Raw genomic sequence first — 3,267 nt, forward strand, 5'->3', positions numbered from 1 at the left:
CTCTGGTACACTTATCTTGCATGCTCTTAATCGCTTTGTCCCATTTTCGATCAGCTGACGTTCAAATTCTGGTTTGAATGCTTGGTAAAAGTCGTCAATATGGCAGTATAATTCGGTTAGGTTGTCCATGTAAGAAGTCCTTTTTGTTGAGTTTTTGTTGGTACCTTAACTTTAACAATTTTGGACTTCTTTTTTTTGCCTTTTTTGACCTGCTTATCCCGAACTCAGGTTAGATAGGTTAAAGTAAGCTGGCTGATGGAGCGAAACACGTCACCGAAATTTTGGACTACGTAGCTAAGGGAGTTGTTTAATTGATTTTCAAACGACCATTCAGGGAACCAGCTAAAGCCGGCGCTAGTGTTGCTATTTATATCAGCTTGTCCTGACTGACTGTTTAAGGAACCATCAGAACCCTCAAAAGACACATTAAGCGCATTGGCTAAATTTTGAGCCGCTTCAGGGGTTAACCACTGCTGCCAAAGCTGCGGGTTTTGTTGCAAAAACAGTTCGGCTTGTTCTTCCCCACTGCGCTTGCTTTCATTCATCTGTAAGATGGCGCCGTTTAGGATATTGGGGGTGAACTGTACCTTTTTAAAAGCAGTGGCTAACTCTGGATTACTGTCTAGAAAAGGGGTAGAAACTGCCACCCCTAAATTCGATACTGGAAAACCTGAAACGCATTTGGTCTGACTTCCTGCATCAAGAAGCTCATCCCAACATTGCTCATCGTGCTTGGGAAAAGGAATCTCGGCAAAGTCATATTTGGCCATAAGACCGGTGGGCTGCCAATAATAAAACAGCAACGGCTTACGCTGCTCAAAGGCAGAAGATATGGCAGCATCTAGCTAGTGCTGCACCTGTACCAGGGTGAACATTATTAAACTTAACCCCTTGACTGTTTGGGGTGGTTAAACCTAAATTTTTGAGCAAATGGGTATTAAATACTTCACAGGTCCAACCGGTAGGACAGTTTAAAAACCGGGCATTAGAGGGATTTTCAGGATCGGTAAATAGATGGGCATATTTAGGTAAATCTTGATAACTTTTAAGCTCAGGATTGTCCTCAAGCACATATTTGGGTACATACCAACCTTGGGTGGCCCCGCCCTGTAAGGTATCACCTATGACAGCGGCCTTATTTGCTGCAATCGCCTCTTCCATAATCGGCGAGCGCCCAACCCATTGTTCTCCAATGACCTGTATATCATTTTGCGCCAATGCGGTCTCTAGGGCTGGCCCAGTACCGGGTACCAACTCAGTCTCACAGCCATAGCCTTTCTCTGCAATAGCTTGCAGTACGGAAGAAATAAATTGGCCACTCTCCCAAGTTAAAGAACCAAACTTTACCGGCTTGCCATCGCCCGCCCCACAAGCGGCCATAACGGGTGACGACCACAGCGAGAGACACAACACTAAGAGGCCTAAAAAGGAATAATGTTTGGCAGAGCGATGTTTACGTGAGTTATATGGACGCAAAATAATACCTATTTTTTATTATTGTGGTAAAAACTGTGGCAAATGATCGAAAGCATCACCTTTATTGGTTATACCGTACTTTACTTAAAATGTAAGCATCCGACCACCCCCTATTGCGGTGGCACCCAGCGATGAGGCAACAACTCATCCAGATCCTCTTGAGTAGGCAGGCGTCTTAGCACGTCTGTCAAATAAGCAGACACATCCAAACCATTTAAGCGAGCTGACTGAATGATTGACATAATATTCGCAGCCCGCTGCCCACTTCGCAGCGAACCGGCAAACAACCAGTTTTTACGCCCAAGTGCCCACGGACGCATCTGATTCTCCGCCCAATTATTATCAATCGGCAGCCTGCCATCATCTAGATACTGAGTCAGCGCCTGCCAACGTTTCAGGCAATAATCAATCGCCTTACTAATACTGGCATTTTTAGTGGTTAACTGCCTTTTTTCTTGTAACCATTGGTGCAGCTTATCGGCAATTGGTTTGGCTTTTTCTTGCCTGATTTGCCGAACTACTTGGGGATCTCTTGGTATTGGGGGTGTGTTTTTTTCAAATCGCTCATCAATCTCACGTTCAATGGCATACAACTGCCTAAATAACGTTAATGCCTCAATACTCACGATACTTTGCCCAGTGACATGCAGTTCATGAAATTTACGCCGTGCATGAGCCAGACAACCGATTTCAGTCACACCTTGATGAAATAAGAACTTATACCCGCTGTAATCATCGCAAACCAGCTTACCGCGCCACTTATCTAAAAAGGCTTTAGGGTGCTCATTACGACGACTTTCGGCAAAGTCATAGACCACCGCCTTTAAGGAGCTGGGCTGTGGCGTAAGATACGCCCAGACATAGCCTTTTTTTAATGATTTACCACCTACCTTTACATGATTCTTCATGATAGATACCGGGGTTTCATCGGCATGTAAGATAGGCTCAGACAGTAATAGTTCATGCAAGCGACTGACTAAAGGCTCAAAGGCAACGCCGCAGCGTCCTACCCAGTCTGCCATAGTAGCATCGGAGATATTTACCCCACTTCGCTGATAGATAATATTCTGCCGATATAGCGGCTGATGGTCTGCATATTTGCTAATAAGGATGTGCGCAAGCAGCTCTGGGGTGGCGATGCTTTTGTTAATAATCTGCTTGGGGGCAGCCGCTTGATGAATGATGTCACACTCACGGCATACCCATTTAGGGTAGATGTGACGTTCAATATAAAACTGCTTAGGGATAATGCCAAGTTTGTCTTGTTTATCCTCCCCAATTCGCTTCATTTGACAGCCGCAGTCACAAACGGTGGTAAGTGGTTCATGAACCTGGGTTTTGACCTCAAGGTTGTCAGGAATCACTGTGTATTTAGCACGCTTTGTTTTTTTAGGCTGATCAGTAGCTGAAGCTGGCAGCTCATCTGTGTTCTCTTTGGCGGCTTTAAGCTCAGCCTCATCAATGAGGGTTTCTGCCTGAGTACGATCAATAGCAGGCAGCTTGGCAAGCTCATCTTGGCTTAAGCCGCTAAGGTAGTCATCTCGGATTTGTTCAAGCTGCGCTAAGTCCTCTTGCGCGGCCTCATAATTTAAGTGGGCTTGTCTGGCAGTTATGCCTTCGCTTTTTTGTCCATAGAGCCGGTGAATAAGCTGCTTTTGTTTTTCGATGAGTTCAAGCACTTGTTCATACAGCTTGTGGTTTTCTTCAACCACTTGGTTAAAAAGCTGCTGTAGTTGATCGTGACTTGTGTTTGTTTGAACAAGCTGTTGCTGCAGGTGCTCATTACGCTGT

General features: G+C 45.1%; 1 protein-coding gene and 2 pseudogenes. All 3 read right to left on the minus strand.

Going from position 1 to position 3,267, the window contains the following annotated elements; all coding sequences use genetic code 11:
* Positions 1-129 (minus strand): annotated as a pseudogene (locus A1019T_RS07530) (IS982 family transposase); the annotation flags it as partial.
* Positions 130-230: 101 nt separating this feature from the next.
* A pseudogene (locus A1019T_RS14015) lies at positions 231-1,380 on the minus strand (ABC transporter substrate-binding protein); the annotation flags it as partial.
* A gap of 206 nt (positions 1,381-1,586) precedes the next feature.
* A complete protein-coding gene (tnpC, locus tag A1019T_RS07540; protein ID WP_425271942.1) occupies positions 1,587-3,251 on the minus strand; it encodes an IS66 family transposase in 1,665 nt (554 codons plus the stop codon).
* Positions 3,252-3,267: the final 16 nt, after the last annotated feature.

Origin of the sequence: Psychrobacter piechaudii, from assembly GCF_900162825.1 — a bacterium.
Lineage (GTDB): Bacteria > Pseudomonadota > Gammaproteobacteria > Pseudomonadales > Moraxellaceae > Psychrobacter > Psychrobacter piechaudii.